This is a genomic window from Sphingomonas sp. SORGH_AS_0950, assembly GCF_030818415.1.
Taxonomy (GTDB): domain Bacteria; phylum Pseudomonadota; class Alphaproteobacteria; order Sphingomonadales; family Sphingomonadaceae; genus Sphingomonas.
In genome coordinates this window covers 2006100-2027259 of record NZ_JAUTAE010000001.1, presented here as the reverse complement: position 1 = coordinate 2027259, position 21160 = coordinate 2006100, and the positions used below count along the sequence as shown (strand labels likewise).

19 protein-coding genes and 1 pseudogene are annotated in these 21160 nt (G+C 59.3%); 11 read left to right on the top strand and 9 right to left on the bottom strand.

Translation table 11 applies throughout. The features are described 5' to 3' along the window. Positions 1-80: 80 nt before the first annotated feature. Both QE385_RS08825 and QE385_RS08820 read left to right on the top strand, forming a co-directional pair. Positions 81-707, top strand: coding sequence for a recombinase family protein (locus QE385_RS08825; protein WP_307100982.1), 627 nt, complete (start codon positions 81-83; stop codon positions 705-707). 285 nt (positions 708-992) lie between these two features. Then, the gene (locus QE385_RS08820; protein WP_307100980.1) at positions 993-1331 is read left to right on the top strand and encodes a hypothetical protein; all 339 of its coding nucleotides are present in this window, start codon (positions 993-995) and stop codon (positions 1329-1331) included. 142 nt (positions 1332-1473) lie between these two features. On the opposite strand, the gene QE385_RS08815 is transcribed toward QE385_RS08820, so the two are convergent. The 3 genes from QE385_RS08815 to QE385_RS08805 all read right to left on the bottom strand — a co-directional run bounded on the left by QE385_RS08815 (position 1474) and on the right by QE385_RS08805 (position 3437). Further along, positions 1474-1776, bottom strand: coding sequence for a hypothetical protein (locus tag QE385_RS08815; protein ID WP_307100978.1), 303 nt, complete (start codon positions 1774-1776; stop codon positions 1474-1476). A 16-nt stretch (positions 1777-1792) separates the two neighbouring features. After that, the gene (locus QE385_RS08810) at positions 1793-2335 is read right to left on the bottom strand and encodes a MucR family transcriptional regulator (protein ID WP_307100976.1); all 543 of its coding nucleotides are present in this window, start codon (positions 2333-2335) and stop codon (positions 1793-1795) included. Between the two features lie 100 nt (positions 2336-2435). Next, on the bottom strand, positions 2436-3437 hold the full coding sequence (locus QE385_RS08805; protein WP_307100975.1) for a hypothetical protein: 1002 nt from the start codon (positions 3435-3437) through the stop codon (positions 2436-2438). Between the two features lie 99 nt (positions 3438-3536). Between QE385_RS08805 and QE385_RS08800 the strand changes: the two genes are divergently transcribed. After that, complete coding sequence (locus QE385_RS08800) at positions 3537-4301, top strand: hypothetical protein (RefSeq protein ID WP_307100974.1); 765 nt, start codon at positions 3537-3539, stop codon at positions 4299-4301. A gap of 598 nt (positions 4302-4899) precedes the next feature. Here the strand turns inward: QE385_RS08800 and QE385_RS08795 are convergent. The 4 genes from QE385_RS08795 to QE385_RS08785 form a co-directional block, all read right to left on the bottom strand. Further along, complete coding sequence (locus QE385_RS08795) at positions 4900-6252, bottom strand: hypothetical protein (protein ID WP_307100971.1); 1353 nt, start codon at positions 6250-6252, stop codon at positions 4900-4902. Between the two features lie 752 nt (positions 6253-7004). Continuing rightward, a complete protein-coding gene (locus QE385_RS19845) occupies positions 7005-7190 on the bottom strand; it encodes a helix-turn-helix transcriptional regulator (RefSeq protein ID WP_373424711.1) in 186 nt (61 codons plus the stop codon). A 113-nt stretch (positions 7191-7303) separates the two neighbouring features. Beyond that, a complete protein-coding gene (locus QE385_RS08790) occupies positions 7304-7675 on the bottom strand; it encodes a hypothetical protein (RefSeq protein ID WP_307100969.1) in 372 nt (123 codons plus the stop codon). Between the two features lie 47 nt (positions 7676-7722). Beyond that, positions 7723-8930 (bottom strand): IS3-like element ISGbe2 family transposase gene (locus QE385_RS08785; protein ID WP_307098189.1). Its coding sequence is split into 2 segments (ribosomal slippage): positions 7723-8606 and positions 8606-8930, totalling 1209 coding nucleotides; the frame shifts between segments, so codons are not numbered across the junction. A 388-nt stretch (positions 8931-9318) separates the two neighbouring features. Between QE385_RS08785 and QE385_RS08780 the strand changes: the two genes are divergently transcribed. The 7 genes and pseudogenes from QE385_RS08780 (at position 9319) to QE385_RS08750 (ending at position 18607) form a co-directional block, all read left to right on the top strand. After that, positions 9319-9957, top strand: a complete 639-nt coding sequence (locus QE385_RS08780; RefSeq protein WP_307100967.1) for a hypothetical protein — start codon at positions 9319-9321, stop codon at positions 9955-9957. Then, positions 9890-10294, top strand: coding sequence for a hypothetical protein (locus QE385_RS08775; RefSeq protein WP_307100965.1), 405 nt, complete (start codon positions 9890-9892; stop codon positions 10292-10294). The genes QE385_RS08780 and QE385_RS08775 overlap by 68 nt, the downstream gene beginning before the upstream one ends. Beyond that, positions 10234-11697 carry a terminase gpA endonuclease subunit gene (locus QE385_RS08770; protein ID WP_307100963.1) on the top strand — a complete coding sequence of 488 codons (1464 nt, stop codon included), beginning with the start codon at positions 10234-10236 and terminating at the stop codon, positions 11695-11697. The genes QE385_RS08775 and QE385_RS08770 overlap by 61 nt, the downstream gene beginning before the upstream one ends. Before the next feature lie 56 nt (positions 11698-11753). Next, a pseudogene (locus QE385_RS08765) lies at positions 11754-12949 on the top strand (IS3 family transposase). 727 nt (positions 12950-13676) lie between these two features. After that, positions 13677-15242 carry a TonB-dependent receptor gene (locus QE385_RS08760; RefSeq protein WP_307100961.1) on the top strand — a complete coding sequence of 522 codons (1566 nt, stop codon included), beginning with the start codon at positions 13677-13679 and terminating at the stop codon, positions 15240-15242. Continuing rightward, entirely contained in the window at positions 15243-16418 is a 1176-nt protein-coding gene (locus QE385_RS08755; protein ID WP_307104645.1) for a TonB-dependent receptor domain-containing protein, read from the top strand. A gap of 443 nt (positions 16419-16861) precedes the next feature. Further along, on the top strand, positions 16862-18607 hold the full coding sequence (locus tag QE385_RS08750) for a methyl-accepting chemotaxis protein (RefSeq protein ID WP_307100959.1): 1746 nt from the start codon (positions 16862-16864) through the stop codon (positions 18605-18607). 26 nt (positions 18608-18633) lie between these two features. Here QE385_RS08750 and QE385_RS08745 read toward each other — a convergent pair whose 3' ends face one another. Continuing rightward, a complete protein-coding gene (locus QE385_RS08745) occupies positions 18634-18834 on the bottom strand; it encodes a DUF3606 domain-containing protein (protein WP_307100957.1) in 201 nt (66 codons plus the stop codon). Between the two features lie 15 nt (positions 18835-18849). Continuing rightward, entirely contained in the window at positions 18850-20058 is a 1209-nt protein-coding gene (gene nhaA, locus QE385_RS08740) for a Na+/H+ antiporter NhaA (protein WP_307100956.1), read from the bottom strand. 416 nt (positions 20059-20474) lie between these two features. On the opposite strand from nhaA, the gene QE385_RS08735 reads away from it, so the two are divergent. After that, complete coding sequence (locus QE385_RS08735; RefSeq protein ID WP_307100954.1) at positions 20475-21152, top strand: ABC transporter ATP-binding protein; 678 nt, start codon at positions 20475-20477, stop codon at positions 21150-21152. The last annotated feature ends 8 nt before the right edge of the window (positions 21153-21160 follow it).

The window sequence follows — 21160 nt, the reverse complement described above, 5'->3', positions numbered from 1 at the left end:
GAATCGTCTCAATAGGGTTGACTCCGGTATGTTGAGACATCAGGATTGGAATGTCTAAGAGGCAATTGGGACATTCCACTATGTCGACCATCATCGGTTACGCCCGTGTTTCGACCGACGATCAGGATTGTGAAATCCAAGAGGCAGCGTTGCGTGCCGCTGGGTGTTCGATCATTCGTTCGGAGAAGCGGACGGGCACGACCGTAGAGGGGCGTGTCGAGTTAGACACGGTTCTGTCGTTCATCCGCGCTGGCGATACGCTCATGGTCACCCGGATTGACCGCTTGGCTAGATCGGTAGCGGATTTGGAGAAGATCGTTGCCGTTCTGAAAGAGCGTGGGGCGTTCCTCCGGGCAACGGAACAGCCAATCGATACCTCCACCCCTGCTGGCGTTGCCTTTCTTCAAATGCTTGGCGTATTCGCACAATTCGAAACGGCAATCCGTAAGGAACGCCAAGCCGAAGGTATCGCGAAGGCTAAAGCCGCTGGCGTCTACAAGGGGCGCAAACCTTCGGTTGATATCGCTGCAATCAACTCCCTCCGTGCCGAGGGTATTGGCGCTACCGAAATTGCAAAGCGGTTGGGTATCGGTCGTGCCAGCGTTTATCGGGCCTTTGCCGATGATGCCTATTGCCGAAGCGTGGCAGGTCGAACCCGTTTGAGGGGGCAGCTGATAGATGCGCTGGTTGCTGCCGAGGAAGATTGAAGCGTGGCGGGGGAGGGGGCGGTGTCTCCCGTACCGCTATTCAGCAGACGGCATAGTAGCTGCTAGACACCCGTAGCGACTGCGCATACGAAGCATGTGTCAGTCCGATCTTGATCGTGAGGATTGGCCCGCAATCGGCGGTGAACACAGGCACTCGACCAGACAGGTCGGGCGGCCTGCCGAATATAACACCGAAAGGGAATACGCAGGGCGCGGTTCCCTGTGTTCCCGCGCGATCAACCGTCCCGACTGTCGGGCCGGAGCGGTCGAACGTGGGATAAACATATGCGGAAGTCCGTCGTGGCTATCGTAGCTGCGTGCCTGTCAGTGCCTGGCACGGCACAAATCACTAATTCTGGCGACAATCCTAGCCTTAACCAGTTTTTCGACCGTGCCAATCAGTGTCTTTCCGATTTCGACATGAAGGCAAAGGCTAAGAAACTGTCTGTAGATAGCTATAAGGCTGCGGTTGATGGCGCTTGCGTTGACAATATTAAAACCCTCCGAGCCCTGTACATGCTTAGCATGGAGAGGAATCCCAATCAGGATTATCATATCGAACGGTTCGATGCCAATGTGAAGGACACAAAGGCAAAGATGGTGTCTGACTACGCAATGCGCTGATAACGTTTTTAGGGGACGGGCTATGCGTGCCTTGGGTGTTATCATGTGGCTTGGAGGGGCGTTGCTGGTCGCCTATGCCACATTTGTATTTGATACCTCCATATCGGGAGGAATGTTCGGGGGCAGGGTCGTCAACCTTGCCTTACAACAGCAGCAAATGACGATGGTTATATGCGGTGCTGCGCTTTTTCTGTCCGGTGTAGTGCTTCACGCTTTCGATGTAGTCCGCACGGGGCAAGGTGGCCAGTCGGGTTCGGATCGGCGGTCCGTATGGCAAGCTTATCGTGACGAAGTTAGCCGTATCGATGCCGAAGCTAGCGAAGATGGGCAGCCTGACCCGCGTGCCGATCATAGCGAGGTGGATACCATTGGCGTACAGGGCGTCGATGATCGGCAGGATCGACGCTATCATATGCGTTGACTTCGAATGATAGGGGCGGGTCACTCCCGCCCCATTTTCGTTATTCGCCAGATATACCCAAATGCGCCTGGGCAGCAGCCTTAGCGTCCGAAATCGACTTGCCTTTACGAGCGGGCTTAGCACCCACCTTATTAGTTTGCTCTGCCTTCGGGCTTTGACCGGGCTTACGACCGAGACCAATCTTCTTCGCCATGGCACGACGGCTTTCCGAATAGGTTTCGGATACCATCGGATAATCAGCCTTAAGGCCATAGCGATCCCGATATTCCTCCGGGGTCAGGCCATTGGTAGCAAGGTGACGGCGTAGCGTCTTGTAGGGCTTGCCGTCGATCATCGAAATAATGTGATCTTTGGACGCCAGCGACTTTCGAACCGATACAGCCGGGGTGTATTCGGTGGGGGCAGCTTGTTCCGTGGCTGGACCACTGCCGCCGCCGAGCAGCGCTGAAACCGTTTCGTGCATCTTGCCCAGGAAAGCCGGAACCTCATTGGCAGGCGTGCGGGTGTTGGGGTTGCCCAACCAAGCTATAGTCAGGTCCGTTGCCAGCTCTGCGGCATTCACGTTTACGGCTTCGTCCGCCATGGTCGCTCCTTTGCTATGACCGTGTAATCATACTGGTAGCGGAAGGTTGCGATCACTTTGACTCGCCGTCAGAAAAACTTACTAGGAAATCGAGGCATGCTCAAGGAAGAGGCGTTGGGAGAATGCCGACTACTACCAAGCGTTTGACCTTTTCTGCGCGATCGCGAACAAAGTATGTCTTTAAGTAAACCAAATCCCTCTTCATGCTGTCAATTAAAGTTTGACGAATTGACGGAAGAACGTCGGACGGTATACTAAAGCTTACAGTTTTTGCTCCATTTTCTATGCGTAATTTACCCCAGCCATTTTCCTTATTAAACTGGGAGACGTCCCCAAGTATTGGGGTGATTTGGCGGTCAACAATTGCCGTCTCGATATCGCGAGCCATTTTTCGGTCAAGGAAAAGGACCGATTTAACTGGGCCTCTTTTTTGTGTAGTAACCTCAAGCGTCGTTGCGCTCTTTCGTAGCGCAGTTCCCATTTCAACTATAAGGGGAGCAGCCATCGCGACTAATTTTTGGCTTTGAGATTCCGAAATTTGAGAAATCGACCGAGCCGTAGCGGTCAAGCGTCGTTCACGATAGATTTCTGCGACGCGGCGTTTTACAATACTTGAAGTCTCACGCGGAAGTGCCGCCGTCAAATTATCCCCAGCCAGTACGGCATCTGCCATATTGTCAATCTGATTAGGCTCCAATTCGGTTGAAAAGACCGGAGCGACGTACTCCTCATCGTCATCTTCATCAACATAACCTAAAGAATCTAAAGGGATATGAGAAATCGTTGATTCGTCCAATTTCTCTATTACGCGTTCCGCTACATATGCGACGAGATCGGAAAGTCGTACATTCAGAAATGTATCGCCAACTAGACCGGATTCCTCGACATTGTAATTAAAAGAGCCGGACCTTTGGGCGATTAATTCAATATCATGATTACTCTTATTACTTATACTTTCGGAAAATTTTCCGTCTGCTCTGAATTGTGCGATCTTAACAAGGAGTCGCGCGGCAGCGTATTGAAAGCGTGCGGCTTCGTAAAAATTCATACGGTGGGCGTCGGCCTTCTCGCCTTCAAAATGGAAAGTTATGCGTTCAACCATCTCGCTCCCCGTTGTAAAAGGCCAGTGACCTTCTTGCGTTGCGGCGTCAAACCTCGCATTCTCGGCGATATTTGCGCAAGATAGAAAACGAGAAAATTGATGAACGATATAAGTATCGGGGCGGTAGGGGCCGCGATTGTCGCGGGACTCGTATCGATACTTGGCCTGGTGATCAGTAAAGAGCAAAAGATTTCTGAATTTAGGCAGGCCTGGATCGATGATCTGCGTAAGTGCATGGTTGCGTATCTTGTACAGATAAATGCTATTTCCGATGCTATTCGCGCCCGCCCCCAGCAGGGCTCTCCGAATACGGCAGCTATCATAGATAGTTATAAGGCTCTTAACGAGGCTAGTCATGGTATTGTATTACGAGTTAATAGCGAAGAAAAAACTGCTATAGAACTTCTTAAAAGTATGGAATCATTCGAAAGCTTGGCCTCTATTAACGCAAATCTCACCCCTAGTAATATCAAGGCGGCAGAGGAGAATTACATTCAAGCATCTAGGGCGCTTCTAAAGCATGAATGGAAGAGGGTTAAGAGAGGGGAGTGGACGTATCGTGTATCAAAGTACATCGTTATATTTTGTATAGTAATAATGCTATTTGTAATGATATATCTTTGGCGATCGTATGTGCCAAAAAATGATGATTTGGGGTCGAAAGCCCAGACTATAAATAGCGAAGTGGTTTGCTATATTGAACGAACTGCACAATCAGCGCCAACCACTGGTAGCGTACCATTCAGAGCCGGTGAAAGGCATGTCACAAGGCGGAAGAATGTTGAACGGAATGGAGCAAATGCTTGTGAAGCATCTCCATTAATTTCTCCGGCGCCTACAAAAATTTCCCAAAATGTGCGTTAGGCTTTTGGGGTACTTGATTGTTTGCTGCTGCCCGAAGCTCATTATGGCCTCTGACGGTCTTGGCTCATATTGGTGTGTGGCGACAATGCTGCCTATGCATTCCTGACCACCGGCTATGAGGGCGATCCCGCTACCCATGTGGTTGGAGCCACCCACCCCAAGGCCATGCCCATCATCCTTCATGATGATGACCATGAGCGCTGGCTAACCGCGCCTGTTGAGGATGCCCTGGGGCTGGCTGTCCCGTTCCCATCGCAATTATCGAGCGTCTTGTAACTCAACACCCTTTAAATTGCCATTAGAGGGCTGTGGGGCGCGATTCTACCGCTTCAGCTACCCGTGTAGTCAATCATCAATAAACCATCTGTGCGGCCTTGAAATCAAATAATGGTCTAACCTACCCTTGTTCATCTGTGTTGAGGCATATTCGTAAAGCAAAGGTCGAAGTCCTAGGGCAGATTTCGACCCTGCTTTCCTGTCCATTCGGATTTTTAAGGTAAAATTATCTGTATCCTCACTGTCCTTCTGATTCCTTGATCCAGCTAAGGTCTATTGGAATGAGGAAAGAAGAGAGAGACAGATATATTATAGAGAGAAATTACTTAATTATAGGCCGAATGTTGGTATTTTTGAAAAACATATCACTTAATACCGCTTTAGCGACCGCCGCATTAGCAACAGGAACCCTGATGGCGTCATGGACGGGTAGGGCGGTAATTCCATGGTCATAGGCCAAGCAATGAACCGCATCTATGACGATGGTACTTTCAATGTAAAAAAGGTCAGCCCAGCTATGGGCGCTATCAACCCATTCTTTAACGATGGGAAGATTATTCAAAGCATTCTCTCTGACTAGAGCGATTGGAAATCGTGCCCGAACATTGGGTATGCCTTTCTTCTTATCAAGGAAATCGACAGTCTCCTTTGGCCATGACTTGTGATAACCGGAATTTCCTATCGTCAGGTTCACCCACGATTTGACGATTTCGCGTGGATAAGGCGAAAAATCGTACAAATCTACATTGTTAGAAAACTGTTTGCCAAGTAGGAAGTGCAATATTGTCAGAAAGCACGCGCTAATATCCACTTCTACGGTTTCCTGTCCATTGATCCTGATCTTTGCCCGCTCTTCGCGATTAAAGTTTTGGAAGATGGCATGTGCGCGACCGCCCTTTCTGAAATCATGGCAGGGTTGATCGCCAAGGTTGAAAGCGCGATATAGGGCAATATCAAGCTCTTCACCATCTGGCCCGATGATGACTTGTTTAGCGTAATGGCGGTTGATTTCCCGGATTTGGCGGCCGTGGTCCTGTACGGCTGGATTTGTCCAATCGACCGGAAGCAGCGCGCCGCGCTCACGGTTGCGCCCCTTGCGTTTCGAGGTAGCCCGAAGCTGGATGGGCGGAATGTCCTCGGCTGCGCGGCGGTACGTAAAATGAGAGCGACGGTTGGCGGGCGTGATCCCGTGGACTGCTAGGTGGTCGGTTAGCTTAGGCGTCACGTAAATCCGGGTGATGATGCCCAGGATATCGTTGTAGCCACGTTTTCCTGCATCGATGCGGACAAAGCCGTTCCGCTGCATGTCGTCCATGACACGCTTAAAGGATTGATAGCCAACCGCATCGGCCCTGGATGCGTCAGGGTCCTTAGGGGTAAAGGTGTTGGCATCCATGGGGCGGAAGCAGGGGCGAACAGGGGTGTGGGACGCAGCCCGTACAAGCTCGGCAACCGCTGCCCCAAGGGCAAGCATATACTGGTCGCTTGGCTTTTTGCGATTGCCCCGAAGCTCGATGATTTGGCTAGCCAGCGCCACGGTTGCATCCATCGCCGCCTTACTTCGGAGGCGGGACGTAAGGTGCATGGGGGCGGTAGGTTGGTCGCGGAGGTCTAGCGCTGTGGGGCTAGGGTGTTCGGCGTTAGGTAGTGGTAATTCAAGTTCAGTATCGGTCATTTGAGGCTCCGTAAGCAGCAGGATCGCTGCGGGAGCGCATTCATCTACACATATTCGACGCCAAGAAAACAGATCGTAGCGGAGTTAGTGTCGAATTTAATACTAAGGTTACTAGTTTAGAACCGTGAAAGTGCAATAAAGTTAAAAAACATTTAGGTATATTATGCAATATGGCTGATTTATAAAGTGGTTTTGTCAAAAGAATAGTAAATTAATAAACAAATTAAACATCACACAATCAAATTGGGATGGACGGTAAGGGCTGAACTGATATAAGATGATGGTTGTAAAGGCTCCATTGTTTGGGAAATTGCGTCGTTTCCCAAGACTCACATTGCGTATTGCGTCATTGATATATTGCGGATGCTCTAATAAGATAGGGTATTATCCCATGCTTTTATCGGATTTGGACGGCTAGCTCTATTGTGCCTCTCGTCCAAATTTTTATTGTTTACGCAGGTATATTCATAATGCCTTTGCTACGCGACCTGTTGAGTTTTCGTATGACGCGCTATCCTTGCCGCTAATACGAGCTGTGTCATTTTTATATTCTTAATTGCGCGATCCAAACGGTCGCGTTCCTGCCAATCCAAGGCCTTGCTATCTAAACAAGAAGTAATACTCGAAATAATATCGTTGAGCATATTCACGATTATCAGCGACTCTTTAACTACTACGTTATACATATTTTCGTTGCGAAGATTACATATTCCAGATATTTTCATCTATTAATTTTGGGTCCTTGATTGAATTCAATGAGACGTCGGGCGGCTTGATAGCCATTCAGTGACAACGCTGCGGCTCCATCCAACGGCCCGCTTGCCCAAGATCATTGGGCGCGGGAAATGGCCATCAGCCATCCAGTTATACAGCGTTGATCGGCTTACGCCGATGATATTCAAAAGTTCTTGTCTTCTTATGACCGCGTTTGGCGGCATACTCATGCTCCTCTTTTGGAGTCGTATAAATAACAGGAATGCTAAACAAAAAAACCGTTAGTATGATATTGCGCAAAAATGGGAATTTGATTTTGTAAAATTACTATCTAGGCTTACTGTATGCTATTGCTGTTTTGGTTATCGCTTGTTTCGGTAGATATGAAAGCTGCCCAATCATTCATCAGGGCGCGGCGTTTGTCGAAGAGGTCGGATCGCGCATAGGCAGCTTCCGCCTTGTCCTTAATGACGTGGGCTAAGGCGAACTCGATGACCTCGCGCGGATGCGCGGTCGTCTCCCCAGCCCAATCACGGAAGGAAGATCGGAAGCCGTGTGGAACGGCTGCAATCTTCAAATCCTTCATGAGCTTGGAAAGCGTCATGTCGGACAGGGGCTTGGTGTCCTTCGTGCCGGGGAACACCAAATCATCCGTATCGCGCTTCAATGTCTTAGCTTCGGCAAGGATAGCGAGGCAGCGGGTCGACAACGGTACGCGATGCGGCTTTGATCTGGCCCCCGTTTCACCGGACGGATTCAGGCGGTTGCAGAAACCAGTGCGCGATGTTCGCGCGGTGAACGCATTTTGAGCCCTGAATGGGGGTGGTTGTCGTTGTAGTCCTCGATCCATCCGGCAAGCGATGTCAACGCGGTGGGAGCATCAGGCAGCGGCGAGACGCGGACGTAATCGCGCTTGAGGGTATGAACGAAGGCCTCCGAGATGCCGTTGGACTGCGGGCTGCGAACGGGCGTGAAGCAGGGTTTGAGGCCCAGCTGCCGGGCAAAGGTGCGTGTTTCGCGGGCAGTATAGGCCGAGCCGTTATCGGACAGCATCTCGACCGGCACGGGCGCGCGCATACCGCCGAAGCGGGTTTCCACGGCTTCCAGCATGATGTCGCGCACGTCCGAGCCGCTGATGCCCGCATTGGCGATCGCGCGCCAGGCGATGATCTCGCGGTCATGGGCGTCGATGATGAAGGCGCCGCGCACGACCTCGCCGTTCCAGCAGGTGAACTCGAAGCCGTCCGAGCACCAGCGCAGGTTCGAGCGGATCGCCACCACGACGCCGTCATGGCCATAGTCGGCCCGCTCGGTGTAGCGCCGCGCCAGCAGCAGGCGGTCCGCGGCCATGATGCGATAGACGCGCTTGTGATTGACCGGCGCCAGTCCTTCGGCGCGTTGCTGTCGATTGAGGACTGCCGCGATGCGGCGGTAGCCGTAGGTGGGCCGCTGCGCGGCGATCTGGCGTATGCGGGGCAGCAGGTCCGCGTCGTCGGCCTTGGCGTACGGCCCGCGCGTCCGGGTGCGGCCGGTCAGGCGGTCGTACACCGTCGAGCGCCCGACCCCGAGCGTCTTGGCGACCAGGCTCACCGGATAGTCTCCGGCAACGGCGAGTGCATGAGCAAGCTCGCTTTTTTTGGGCGTGAGCGCTCCAGCGCCTCCTTCAGGATCTCGACCTCCAGCGTCTTGCGGCCGAGCTGGCGCTCCAGTTCGCGGATGCGGGTCTCCATCTCGCGGACCTGGCGATTGCTGGTCACGTCGTCGTCGCCGGCGACCGCGACGCTCCCGCCCTCCAGCATCAGCCGCCGCCAGCGGTACAGCAGGTTCGGCGCCACGCCGTTGCGGCGTGCCACCACCGATATGCTCTCGCGACCATCGAGCGTCTCCTCGACGATCCTCAGCTTCTCAGGCGTGCTCCAGTGACGGCGACGACCGCCGTCGGTGATGATTTCGGACACGGACATAAGCCTATGCTTAGGGGATAGCCCCAAGCCTCCTTCTTAGGCTTGAATCCGTCCGGTCGAAATGGGGGCCAGCTCAGTCCGCCAGTTCACGCTGGCAGTAACGCTGGGCAGATACCGGAGTGCTTGCCGCGCCAAGTAACATGGCGCCGGTGACGGCTGCGAGAACGGCACGCTTATTGATAGCCATTGTACTCTCCCGATTCGCTGGGAATGCCAGCGTGGCGAGTGTGACAGGCAATCGTGTCGCTGCAAGGTTTTGGGAAGGCTGGAAATCCTTTGACACGGCGTTCTACCCATCCTGCCCTTTGGGTCCTTCCCCGACGGGTTGGATACGGGGGGCGGCAGCGCGGGGCGCCCCCAGCTATGAATGCCGAAAGGTGTTTCCACTATGGCTGAGCCCGTATCGGTCCGCGCGTTCGCGAAATTGGATGGCTGCTCTCACACCCTGGTCAGCAAGGCCATAAAGCGCGGGAATCTGCCGGTTACGGCCGATGGCCTGATCGATCCGGCGCTTGCCGGGACAGGCTGGCGTAAGCGGAATCGGGTGGAAACACCTGTGGAAACCCAGGGTGGAAACACCGCAACTGTTTCCACTGGTGTTTCCACTCCGGCCGCCCAAGTGGAAACACCCAGGCGGCAGCGCGGCAAGGCCGGAGCCCAGCCGGTCGAGGCCATTGACCTAGGTGATGACGACTTCGTCGATGCCGTGCTCAATGGCCGGTTCGTCAGCACCGCTCAGGCGGAGCAGATCAAGGAGAACGGGCTCGCCGCCAAGAACCTGCTCGCCGCTCGCAAAGAGGCGGGCGATGTGGTCGACCTGGAGGTGGCTGGGCAGGTGTTGTTCGCACAGGCGCGCGCGTTTCGCGATGCCTGGCAGAACTGGCCCGCGCGCACCGCGCCGCTGATCGCGGCCAAGCTGGGCGTGCCCGTCGAGCCGGTGCTGGAGGCGCTGACCGAGCATGTCCACCAGCAGCTCGTCGAACTCGGCGATCCCGAAGCCGATTTCTCCGACGCAAGCGAAGCTTGAGCGCCTAGAACTTTCCTGGCGGCGCGGCATGACGCCGCCGCCGTACATCACGGTTCCCGACTGGGCCGACCGCTTCCGCAAGAAAGCCGCCGGGGCCGGTTCGACTATCGGGCAATGGCGCACGGGCGATGTCGAGATCGCGCGCGGGCCGATGCTGGCGATCACCGAGCCGGGTGTCGCGACCATCACGGTGATGGTCTGCACCCAGCTGATGAAGACGGCGCTGATCGAGCATGCGTTCGGCTTCTTCGCCACCTCGACCCGTCGCCGATGCTCATGTTGCAGCCCAAGGAGGATGCTGCGGAGCAGTTCTCGAAGGAGCGGATCACCCCGCTGATCAAGGCGACGCCGGTGCTGCGCCGTCTGGTCGGCACCCGGAAGACCCGCAACTCCGACGAGACGATCCGCTACAAGTCGTTTCCCGGCGGCTTCCTCGCAATCGAGGGCGCTGGCAGTCCCGACAACGTGGCCCGGCGCCCGATCAAGCGCGTATTCTGCGACGAGATCGACAAATATGTCCCCACCCGTGAGGGTGATGCGGTCGGCCTGGCCGAAGAGCGCATGGGGACGTTCGTCGGGGCGCAGTCGATCCGGGCGTGCTCTCCGACGATCGAGGGCGAGAGCGCGATCCACGATAGCTATCTGGAGGGCGACCAGCGGCAGGCGTCGGTCGAATGCCCGCATTGCGGCCACCGCCAGTTCCTGGACTTCTTCAAGCACATCGAATGGGACAAGGAGCACGACGCCGAGGGGCATGTCGTCGGCCACCACCATAAGACGGCGGCGGTCCATTGCGAATCCTGCGGCTGTGCATGGAATGAGGCACAGCGCCGCGCCGCGCTTCAGACCGCGCGCTGGCACCAGACCAAGCCCTTTCGGTGCTGCGACACGTATCAGGACCCCATGGCCGCGTATGAGGAGGCATGGCGCGCACCGCAGGAAGTCCGCCCGGCCGATCCGGTCGGCGTTGCCTGGGAATGGTGGCAGGGGCCGCGCTGGGCGGTCTACCGCGCCCGTTGCTCGAAATGCGGCAAGTGGCCGGTCGACAACGAGCATGCCAGTTTCACGGCGGGCAAGGAGTTCTCCCCCTGGCACCGCGACGCGCCGCCGAAGATGGCCCGCAAATGGCTGTTGTGGAAGGACGACCCCGACCAGCGGGTGAAGTTCGACAACACCCAGCGCGGCAAGCCGCATCGGCGCGCAGGCGGCAAGGTGCTGCTGGCCGAGTTGCTATCGGCGCGTGCCGAGACCTGGCCGGGCGAGGTGCCTGACGGCGTCGGGATCATCACCGTCGGCGGCGACACCCAGGATGACCGGGTCGAACTGGAGTTCGTCGGCTGGGGGCGCGGCGAGGAAAGCTGGTCGCTGCTCTATGTCGTCATTGAGGGCGACACCTCGACCGACGCGCTATGGGACCGGGTCGACCAGCAGTTGCTGCGCACGTTCCGCCGCGCCGATGGTCGCGAGTTCAATGTGTCGGCGGCCTGCATCGATTCCGGCGGCCACCGCACCAACGAGGTCTATCGGTTCGCGCAGGCCCGCCTCGGCCGCAAGGTCTGGGCGATCAAGGGCGCCTCCGAGCGCAGCGGCACCCGCCAGCCCATCTGGCCGACGGTCAAGTCGAGCAACCGCGAACGGGCCAAGTTCAAGCCGGTCAGCATCGGGGTCAACGCTGCCAAGGACACGATCCGCGCCCGGCTGGAAAAGACGGATGAGCCGGGCCCCGGCTATATGCACTGAGTAGCCCCTAGATTTCTGGACGCCTTCGATCCTAATTTTGAGGACAGGAGGCGATGATGGGGAAGCCGAATTTCAGCGAGGCCTTCAAGCGTGACGCGGTGGCCCAGATCACCGAGCGCGGGTATCCGGTAGCGGAGGTCTCACAGCGGCTCGGGGTCAGTGCGCACTCGCTGTATGCGTGGAAGCGGCAGCTGGCGAAGGCCGTATCCGGCGATGCCGGCAAGGACGCCGAGATCCGCCAGCTGAAGCGCGAGTTGGCTCGGGTAACCGAGGAGCGCGACATCCTAAAAAAAGCCACCGCGTATTTCGCTCGGGATGCAAAGTGAGATACGCGTTCATTGCCGAGCATCGTGATCACTTTGGCGTGCGGGCAATGTGCCGCTGCCTCGCCGTGCAGCCCAGCGGTTTCTATGCTTGGCAGAAGAGCCCGCTGAGCCGGTGAGCTCGGGAAGATGCGCGGCAAACGGAGCTGCTGCGGCGGGCCTGGCACGACAGTGGCAAGGTCTATGGCTACCGCAAGCTGCACGACGACCTGCTGGATCACGGCGAAACCTGCTGCCCGAACCGGGTTGCCAGGTTGACCGGATTGGCGGACATCAAGGCGCAGATCGGCTATAAGCGCCGGCCCGGCAGCCATGGCGGCAAACCGTCCCTGGCGGTCGACAACACGCTGGACCGCCAGTTCGACGTCGCTGCGCCGGACCGGGCCTGGGTGACGGACATCACCTACATTCGCACCCTGGAAGGCTTCGCCTATCTGGCGGTCGTGACCGACCTGTACTCCCGCCGCGTGGTGGGCGGAGCAGCCAAAGGTTCCGGCGATGCGGAGCATCGTTGGAAGGGCTGCGGAGGGTGGTCGATGCAGAGCCGACAGACCACCGATGTGGTGCTGCAGGCGCTGCACATGGCGGTATGGCGGCGCAAGCCGAAGCAACGGGTACTGATCTACTCCGACCAGGGCTCGCAGTTCACCAGCATGGAGTGGGCTGGCTTCATCCGGGCTCACAATCTTGAGCACTCGATGAGCCGACGCGGCAACTGCCATGACAATGCCGTCGCCGAGAGCTTCTTCTCCTCGCTCAAGCGTGAGCGCATCCGGCGCTGCACCTATAAAACCCGTGAGGAAGCCCGGCAGGACGTGTTCGATTACGTCGAGATGTTCTACAACCCTGTACGCAAGCAGGTCAGGAACGGGATGCTGTCGCCCGTCGCGTTCGAACGGCAGCAGGTTTTGAACGCGGAAGGCGTCTAGAAAACTAGGGGCTACTCAGGCTTGATCTCAACATGTTAATCGCAGCGCAGGGATACCTCCCGCTCCGCCATTACCTTCCAGCAAAGCTTTGAAAATCTGAGGCAGTTTGTGTCGTCGGATCACGCGAGTGATGGCCGTGCCTGGCGGCAGGGGGGATCGCAGGCAGACGATCATGCCGCCTATTGTGCGAGCCGCTCGATCTTTTCCCATCAATCGCCTCGCTGATTTCCGCACCGGGCGACCGATCCATCCATTGGTCCTGACCATGAACCGGCAGCACGGTAGCTTTGTTCTGAAAATCACTCGCAAGTATTGGCCGGGCGCGGTGGAAGAATGTCGCAAGACGGATCAAGTTATTGACACCGTACGATAATGTTCGAACTTTTGGGCGAGAGCATATCCCAACCTGCAGCCTATGTTTTGCGTTGACAGACATTACCAATATGGGTCAGCATTGGAACTATAAGATAACAACATCCCTCCGCAGGAAGACATATTCGATCGATCGTTCATGTCGAACAGACCGGGCAGATCCGGCTGGGGGCGTGTCGATGGTCGATACAGGGGCTTCGCAGTTCAGCGCAGCATAGGATCGGGTGAAGATGCTCGTGCGCGGCATGGCCGTCACGGCCGATGCTGTTCCTTGCCTGCGGACGACGAAGGCCCTGCCGTTTTTTGGGCAAAGCCGGCTGCATCCTGTCGCAGCCGGGCGGCGAGGGGGAAGATCATGACTCGGTTTCGGCGTATCGACGAACGACGTTTGCGGCGGGTGGCATTGTTTCATACGGCAACCTGGCTGGTGATGGCGGCCGGGGCCATGCCCGTCATGGCGCAGGCCCTGGCGTCTGCCGGTCCGGCTCTGGCGGGCTCGGAAGGTGCGGCCGATGCGGCGCAAGGCGATGTCGTCGTCACGGGCTATCGCCGGAGCATCGCATCCGCCCTTGCCACCAAGCGCAAGGATATCCGGGTCAGCGACGGCATCTCCGCGGAGGATATCGGCAAATTCCCCGCGCAGAACATCACCGAGTCGATCCAGCGCATCTCGGGCGTGCAGATGCAGAATATCAACGGGCGGGGCGCCACGATCAGCATCCGGGGGCTGGGCCCGCAATATGCGCTGACGACGATCAATGGCCAGACCTTCAAAAGCGCCGATTTCACCGACGGCTTTCGTTACGACATCATCCAGACCGAACTCGCCAATGCGGTGCAGGTCATCAAGTCGCCGACCGCCGACATGGATAGCGGAGGACTGTCGGGCACCGTCAACATCAACACGGTCAGGCCGCTCGACTATGCGACCCGCAAGATCGTGGTGTCGGCCAAGGCGCAGAACTCGGCCTATGCGGGCCGTGCCGTCACCCCGAAATTCGGGGTCAGCTATGTCGACCAGTTTCTCGGCGGGACGCTGGGCGTCTATCTGAACCTCGGCTATCAGAAGCTGAAGGACCGCGCCGACTATCTCTTTCAGGACCGCTGGGCGACGCAGAACGTGGGGGGCGCGACGATCGCCGTGCCGCGTCGTCCGCGCTATCGCCGGATCGACCGTTCGATCGACCAGATCATGGGCAGCGGCGGCGTGCAATGGCGGCCGAACGACCAGTGGGAGGTCGACGCCACCGCTATCTATGCGCGCGACGACACGCGTTACGACGTCAACCAGCAGGTGTTCCTGTTCAACACCGCGCGGCTGACCCCGGTCAGCGTCGCCAACACCGCGTCCATGGTGACCACCGCGACCAATTTCACCATGGAGAACAACCGGCAGGAGGAGACGCGCAAACTGTCGAGCCAGGGCTATACGCTTAGCGCCCGGTGGAAGGGCGAGGATGGCTGGACCGCGCGTGCCGTCGGCAACTATACGCGGGGGCATGCCTATTCGCGCGAGGATGCCGCGATCCTGGGCATCACCATCCCGTCGGCGACGCTCGACATCAGCGACCCGTACAAGGTCAAGTTCAACGTCGCCGCCAATCTGGACGATCCGTCGCTCTACACCCGGTCGAGCCTGGTCCGGAACGAGTTTCCGGTCGGGGCGACGCGCAAAACCACGGGCAAGGAAATATCGGGTCAGGGCGACATCACCAGGGATGTCTCGCTGGGGCCGATTTCGCAATTCGCGGTCGGCGCGAAATATCGGCATGAGAGCTTCGTGCGCGATGTCGGTCGCCACGATCTGGCCTCGCTCGCCAACCGTCCCTCGGCGACCGCGAGCGTCTTTCCCGCCCTGTCGACGAGCAGCTATGCGGTGGGCGGCTTCCTGAACGGCGTAAGCGGTATCCCGACCGCCTAGATCGCGCCTGACATTGGCGCCTATCGACAGGCTCTGGCCGGTGCCGGGATCAGCGTCCCCGACCTGCCCGCGCCGGAATCCAGCTATACCGTCGACCGCTATATCCCGGCGGCCTATGCGATGGCGAATATCGACACCATGGTCTTCGCCATGCCGCTGCGTGGCAATCTGGGGGTGCGCTACGAGCATACGTTGCAGGTGGTGAAGGGCAATGTCACCGCACCGCGCACCGGCTCCTACACCAATGTCACCACCAAGATCGGCGACTATGCGGCGCGTCAGGACTATCAGAATGTCCTGCCCAGCCTGAACCTCGTGCTGGAGCCGACCGCCAAGCTGCAACTCCGCTTCGCCGCCGCCAAGGTCCTGGTCCGCCCGATCCTCGATGCCAACACATCGATGGCGCAGACGACGTCGTCGGTGGCCAACACCTTCCCGGCGGGCACCAACACCGTCACCGTCGATCTGGGCCAGGCGGGGCTGAAGCCGCTGACCGCCGATCAGATCGATCTGGGCGCCGAATGGTATTACGGCGCGGCCAGTGCGTTGTCGGTCAACGGCTTCTACAAATGGGTGAAGAACGGCACCTTCTCGTCGCTGGTCTGCCCCGCATCGTTCCGCGGCACGGCGCTCAACCGGGCGAGCAGCGGCGATTGCGTCGACGGCTCGGGCAATATCTACAATGTCACCCAGACGTCGAACGACCCGCGCATCATCCGCATTCGCGGTGTGGAAGTCAGCTGGAATCAGTCGCTCGATCCCATCCTGCCGGTCGACGGGTTCGGCTTTATGGCCAATTATACCCGCGTCATCCCGACCCGTGTCGCGATCGGGACGGGCTTTACCGTGCGGAACCTGTCCAAGGATACGGTCAACGTCACGCCCTATTGGGAAAACCGGCATTTCAGCCTGCGCCTGTCGGCCAATTATCGCAGTTCCTATGTCCAGAACGGCGCCGACAGCTTCTTCGCGACCGAGGGGCATACGGTGGGCGGCCGGACCCAGTTCGACCTGAGCGCAGGCTATACGCCGAACGAGACGCTCAGCTTCGCGGCGGGCATCATCAACCTGAACAACAGCCGCGAACAGGCCTATTACAACAACAATCCGGCGATCTGGCAGGAAACGAGCTTCTACGGTCGTTCCTTCTATTTGTCGGTTTCGTCGAGGTTCTGAGCGTATCCAGGGAAGGCGAGTCGCCTACGGGGCGGCTCGCCTTAATATCAGTCGCGACGTCTTCGCATCATGGAAAGCGTGGCGTCCGCGCTATTTGTCTAAAACAGCGCGAATGTTGACTGGAGATCGCGAGTAATGCTTGAAGTTGAAATTGGTTCCCTGAAAATCGGGAATCAATTCAAAAAATATGGGCGGCATTTTCTCTCCGCATCTGCGGGAGGGGTTATGATTTGTTAAGGGGCCGGATTTATTGGCGCTCGGGTGTGAGGGCTGGATGGCTATCGGGGCGGATATCGGGCGATATTCGCAATGCCTGTGGCCGGAACAGGCCAAGTCCCAGTGAGCTTTATCGCCGATTGCCAGGCCTGTGCATGAGGCGACCCATTACCGGAACTGAGTATATGCGCTTTTTTGATAACCTTTCGATGGTAAGAAAACTTACCTTGTGTCTGGGTATTATTCTGGCGCTGACGGTCACGACGAACCTCGTCATCTACGCCAAGAAAAACCAGGTGCGCGAGACGACGAATATCAATGAGCATACGTATAAGGTCATCATCGCCTCGAACAAACTCGTCGAGGCGATGGTCAATCAGGAGACGGGGCTTCGCGGCTATCTGCTGACGGCCGACCGACATTTTCTGGCCCCCTATGTCCATGGCGCGGCCGACTTCGCTCGGGCGATGGCCGAGGCGCGGCGACTGACCGCCGACAATCCCGAACAGCAGGGCCGCCTGACCAAGATCGGCGCGCTGGCGCAGCGTTGGCGCGGTTCGGTGGCCGAACCCAATATCGCGCTGATGAACGCCGCCGCAACGCAGGCCGAGGCCCGCGCGAGCGCGGCGGGGGGCAAGGGCAAGGCGCTGATGGATCAGCTGCGGGCCCAGGCCGGCGCGGTGATAGGCACGGAAAACCTGCTGCTGGCCCAGCGGCAGGCGTCGCAGGAGGCGGCGTTCGGTACGATCTCCAAGGCCATCTTCGGCGGGATGCTGCTCAGCCTCTTGCTGGCGATCGCCATCCTGGTCCTGCTGGTCCGGCAGATCGCCCGTCCGGTGAACGCGGTCACCACCGGCCTGACTGCGCTCGCGAGCGGGGATATGGCGGTCACGACGATCGCCGAGGATCGCCGCGACGAAGTCGGGCGGCTGGCGGAGGCGCTCAACAATCTGCGCGGGCAGCTGCTGGCCGCCGACGAGGCCAAGACGGCGCAGACCATCCTGATCGTCGACAGCGTGGGCGCCGCTTTGTCCCGACTGGCGGAAGGCGATCTGCTGTCCCGCCTGGACAGCGATCTCCAGGGGCCGTTCGCCACGATCAAGCGCGACTTCAATCGCGCCGCGGATGCGCTTCAAAGTGCGATGGCGCAGGTTTCGGTCTCGACCGGCGGCATCATCAACGGCGCATCGGACATTCGACAGGCCTCGGACGATCTGTCGCAGCGCACCGAGCAACAGGCCGCCAGCCTGGAGGAAACCGCCGCCGCGATGGACGAGATCACCGTGACCGTCCGCAAGACCGCCGAACAGGCAGGGCTGGCCCGGCAGATGGTGGGCCAAGCCAAGGACGAGGTGCAGCATTCGGGCCGGATCATGGAGGATGCGGTGACCGCCATGAACGGGATCGAGCGGGCCTCGACCGAAATCTCCGACATCATCTCGGTGATCGACGGCATCGCCTTCCAGACCAATTTGCTGGCGCTGAACGCCGGGGTCGAGGCCGCGCGCGCCGGGGATGCCGGCAAGGGCTTTGCCGTCGTCGCGTCCGAGGTCCGCGCGCTGGCCCAGCGGTCCGCCGATGCCGCCAAGGACGTGAAGGCGCGCATCTCGGTCTCGGCCGAGCAGGTGGAGGCGGGCGTGGCGCTGGTCAACGAGACCGGCAAGGCGCTCGGCCGGATCGTGACGCGCATCGCGGAGATCAATCAGCTGATCAACGATATCGCCGTCTCGGCGGAAAACCAGAGCACCGGGCTGCAACAGGTCAATCTGGCGGTCGGCCAGATGGACATGGTCACGCAGCAGAACGCCGCCATGGTCGAAGAGGCAACGGCGGCGGCGCGGAGCCTGGCGGGCGAGGCCGACGAGCTGTCCCGCCAGATGGCGCGCTTTTCGATCGCGCGGACGATGGAGCGCAGCCCCAACCCGGTCGCCAGCCTCGACGATCATCGCTATCGGCGCGCGGCTGTCGGATAGGAGCGGATCGCCCGGAGGGCGGTCCTCTACCGGGCGTCCTTCCGGCCCTTCATCGCCTCGGCGGCGGCATCCAGCTTGGCGCGGTCATTGCCGATGCGGGCGATCAGGTCGCGGGCCTGTTCCTGCGTCAGACCATGCTTAGAGGCGAAATAGGCGACCTCATAGGTCTCGCCACCGGCAACGCGGCTGCGATCTTGTTGACCTTGCTTGGTTTTATCGTCGGGCATGATGCTCTCCTATGGTCAGGAGCGCAACGTATCGGCGCCCTGATCGCTCCCTCGCCCGGCCCGGCGCAGGATCGCATAGCCCAGCATCCCGGCCGCCAGCGATCCCGCCAGCACGCCGATCTTCGCCTCCGCCTGGAGCAACGGGCTGTCCGGGAAGGCGAGCAGCGTGATGAAGATGCTCATCGTGAACCCGATCCCGCACAGACAGGCCGTGCCCAGCATCTGGAGCCTGTCCGCCCCTGCGGGCATGGCCGCCAGCCCGAGGCGGACCGCGATGGTCGCAAAGCCGAAGACGCCCATGATCTTGCCGATCAACAGCCCGGCCGCGACGCCGAGCGTGACCGGCGCGGGCAGCGCACCGGGCGGCAACCCCAGGACCGGGACCGCCGCATTCGCCAGCGCGAAGATCGGTACGACGAGAAAGGCGACCGGCCGATCCAGCCGGTGTTCGAGCTTGCGGAGGGGACTGACGTCGTCCCCGTTCCCATGCCCGTCGGATCGGCCGGGCGTGCGGTCCATCGGAATGGTGAAGGCCAGCATCACCCCGGCCAGCGTCGCATGGATGCCCGAACGCAGCATCAGCCCCCAAAGGACCAGCCCGACCAGCATATAGGGCGAAAGGCGCCGGACGCCGAGCCGGTTGAGGCCGATCAACACGAGCAGCGCGACGGCCGCTCCGGCGAGGTCGGGCAGGGACAGATGGGTGGTATAGAACAGGGCGATGATCAGCACCGCGCCCAGATCGTCGATGATCGCCAGCGCCGCCAGAAAGATGCGCAGCGAGGCGGGCACCCGCCGACCCAGCAAAGCGGTGACGCCGAGTGCAAAGGCGATGTCGGTCGCCATGGGTATCGCCCATCCGGCGGCGGTCGGGCCGCGATTGAGCGCAAGATAGATCAGCGCGGGAACGATCATCCCGCCCGCCGCCGCGATTCCGGGCAGGATGCGCCGCGGCCATGTCGAAAGCTCGCCCTCCAGCATCTCGCCCTTGATCTCCAGCCCGACGAGCAGGAAGAACAGGGTCATCAGGCCATCGTTGATCCATTGCTCCAGCGAGAGCGGGCCAAGCCGGGCATGCAGCATCGTCGCATAGCCCGGTCCGATCGGCGAATTGGCGAGGGCAAGCGCCCCGATAGCCGCCGCGATCAGGACGAGCCCGGCGGAGGATGGAGAGCCCAGGAAGCGCCGGATGATGTTGGGGCGGGGGCGGTCGGGGTTCGTCATGTCGTGTTCCTGACGCGGGTCGGCCGCGCTGGCGGCCCGACCAACGCGACACCCTGTCCGGGACGGCGCACCGACCCCAGACACCCACGGCCCCTATCGCATTGGCGGACGGGCGGAGCAACGCATGCGTGCATGGGCCTGTCGCCGGGAGGCTTCGGGCCGGTTGACACGGCATGCGACTGTCCGGTTCCGGTCATAATGTTCAAGGCCGGTTCGCCATGGCGTGGCCGCCGACTCGAAAAACGCCCCGTCACAGGGCATTGGCCTTTTCCGCCTTGGACAGTGACGCTCGGCCCATGACGATGAACCGACCACCCGCGCCAAGCAGCGCACACCGCCAGCGCGCGCATCGTCACCAGCCCGCCGTCGCTTGCGAAGGGCGACATCCTCAACATCCGGTGACAGGGACGCTATCCGTGATCCGTCTTCAGAACATCCAGCGCCGCTATGTCTCCGACGAGGTGGAGACGACCGCGCTGCACGATATCGACCTGCATGTCGCGGCGGGCGAGTTCCTGGCCATCATGGGGCCCTCGGGCTGCGGCAAGTCGACCTTGCTCAACACGCTGGGCACGGTCGACCGGCCGACGGGCGGGCGATACCTGTTCGGCGACCGCGATCTGGCGGCGATGGACGAAAAGGAACTGGCGAAGTTCCGCGCCGAGACGCTGGGCTTCGTCTTCCAGAGCTTCAACCTGATCGACGAACTGACCATCGAGGAGAATGTCGCGCTCGGCCTCGCTTACCGCAGCGATGCGGGGGATCGTCGCAGCCGGGTGGCGGCGGCGATGGACAAGGTCGGCATCGCCCACCGCGCCCGCCACTTCCCGCACCAATTGTCGGGCGGCCAGCAGCAGCGCGCCGCCATCGCCCGCGCCATCGTGGGCGACCCCAAGCTGATCCTGGCGGACGAGCCGACTGGAAACCTCGATACCGCCAATGGCGAGCAGGTGATGAACATCCTGACCGGGCTGAACGATGCGGGGGCGACCATCGTGATGGTCACCCACTCGCCCAGCCATGCCGACCTCGCCAAGCGCCGCATCGACATGCTCGACGGCCGCATCGTCGCCAGCGCCATGCGCGCGATCTGAAAAGGAGC